This is a genomic window from Candidatus Thiosymbion oneisti, assembly GCF_900092655.1.
In the GTDB taxonomy this organism is placed as follows: domain Bacteria; phylum Pseudomonadota; class Gammaproteobacteria; order Chromatiales; family Chromatiaceae; genus Thiosymbion; species Thiosymbion oneisti.
Genome location: NZ_FLUY01001645.1, coordinates 1 through 251 on the forward strand (window position 1 = coordinate 1; position 251 = coordinate 251).

The 251-nt window shown below is 63.7% G+C and carries 1 pseudogene; it reads left to right on the forward strand.

Annotated features, from left to right (window positions below):
• Positions 1 to 251 (forward strand): annotated as a pseudogene (locus BQ17_RS22110) (group II intron reverse transcriptase/maturase); the annotation flags it as partial.

Below are 251 nucleotides of genomic sequence, written 5' to 3' on the forward strand. Positions count from 1 at the left end.
CGCATGATGCGCTCGACGCGGTGCAGGAAGGCGTGAGGGACGGACTGAACAGCGTGTACGATGCCGATCTCAAAGGCGACTTCGACACGATCCCGCATCATAAGTTGATGGCGTGTGTCGCGTGGCGGATCGCCGACGGAGCGGTGCTCAAGCTGATCCGTCAGTGGCTACGGTCACCGCTCATGGAAGAACCGAAGGCTCGGCATCAGCGGCCGCGGAAGGTCAAACGGCGGGTCGGCAGCCCGCAAGGG